This is a genomic window from Flavobacterium cyanobacteriorum, assembly GCF_002251835.1.
Taxonomy (GTDB): domain Bacteria; phylum Bacteroidota; class Bacteroidia; order Flavobacteriales; family Flavobacteriaceae; genus Flavobacterium; species Flavobacterium cyanobacteriorum.
This window is the reverse complement of record NZ_NOXV01000005.1, coordinates 1-1,253: the sequence shown is the minus strand read 5'-3', so window position 1 is coordinate 1,253 and position 1,253 is coordinate 1. Positions and strand designations below refer to the sequence as shown.

Below are 1,253 nucleotides of genomic sequence, written 5' to 3'. Positions count from 1 at the left end.
GATGGTAACTATGGGTTCAGCTCTCAATTGGATAATGGCGGATCGGGTGGTAGTGATGATTGGGTTGATAAAGATGGGAAAAACATTGAAGATGATGATTTAAAATCTATACAAGTATATATATTCTATGATAGCGAATTTTATGAACAAGCAATGATACAATACGATGATGCTGTAAAAAAATATGGACAAGGAGCAGTTGCTCTAAGCAATACAGGTACAACTCAGGGATTTGCCGAGGACTGGGCAAAAATGAATGGTGCTCCTAAAGAAGTTATTATTATGACTCATGGAAAAAATCAATCAATAAATGTTAACTCTGAAACAAATGCACAGTTTACTTCTACAGGTGATGGAAAAACAAATATTTCAGGTAGTGATGCCATGAATGTTCAAGACTTAGCCCAACCGAAAGCAGATTTAAGTGGAACAAGATTAAACATGTACACTTGCCATAGTGCTGATAGAGTAAAGGAAGCACATGGAGACCAAGGTCCTTTAAGAGGTACAATGCAGCCAATAGCAGATGCCTTTAAAACAAATTTTGGTTTCAAACAAGTTAAAGGAACTAATGGCTCTGTAAATTATCATTCACTTATGACAGACGGTACAAGACCTTCAAGCCCTCAATACATGAGACCATATACTGCAAATAGACAACCATGGATAATATTGGATGATAACGGATTTTAAAGCTAAATTATGAAACCTAAACGTGTAATCTTAATAACATTTTTTTTATTACTAATAAGTTTAGTGATATTCTGTTGGAAAACTTATATTGAATTTTCTTTGGTTTGTCAAATTCCTTCGATTAAAGAATTTAGACCTGATGGTTATGTTTTTATACATTCAGAGGACGACTTGACTAACTATAGTTTTATAAATAAACAAACAAATTTTATTAAAAAACATTGCGAAAATGTATTTGATTTTTCACAATATAGCTATGTAATTATTTATGGTCGAAAGCCACAAGTAATGTATTATAGTTATAAAAACTCCTTTTTTGAAGATACATCTGAACCTTATGCAAAATATAATGATAAAACAGTTGTTTTTATACATTATGAAGATAAACCAAAAGAAACTGGTACTTTCATTTACAAAATCAAAAAAAATTCAAAGTTGAGAGGTTTTTATGGAAATTAAATTTTAATTTAATATAAGTCAGCAAAGATACAGCATGTGGCCGCCATACATAACTATTGCTATAACAGCCCACTGATATTTACAGACCCCGATGGGATGTT

The 1,253-nt window shown here is 31.8% G+C and carries 2 protein-coding genes; both read left to right on the top strand.

Annotation, left to right across the window (positions count from 1 at the left end; translation table 11 throughout):
• The coding region (locus CHU92_RS15630) for a hypothetical protein (RefSeq protein ID WP_165764534.1) at window positions 1-693 on the top strand (693 nt) is incomplete at its 5' end.
• A 9-nt stretch (window positions 694-702) separates the two neighbouring features.
• On the top strand, window positions 703-1,152 hold the full coding sequence (locus CHU92_RS15495; RefSeq protein ID WP_129582942.1) for a hypothetical protein: 450 nt from the start codon (window positions 703-705) through the stop codon (window positions 1,150-1,152).
• The last annotated feature ends 101 nt before the right edge of the window (window positions 1,153-1,253 follow it).

Excerpts from the sequence above, each read along its gene's own strand:
- CHU92_RS15495 (WP_129582942.1), top strand. The coding sequence starts at position 703 with ATGAAACCTAAACGTGTAATCTTAATAACATTTTTTTTATTACTAATA.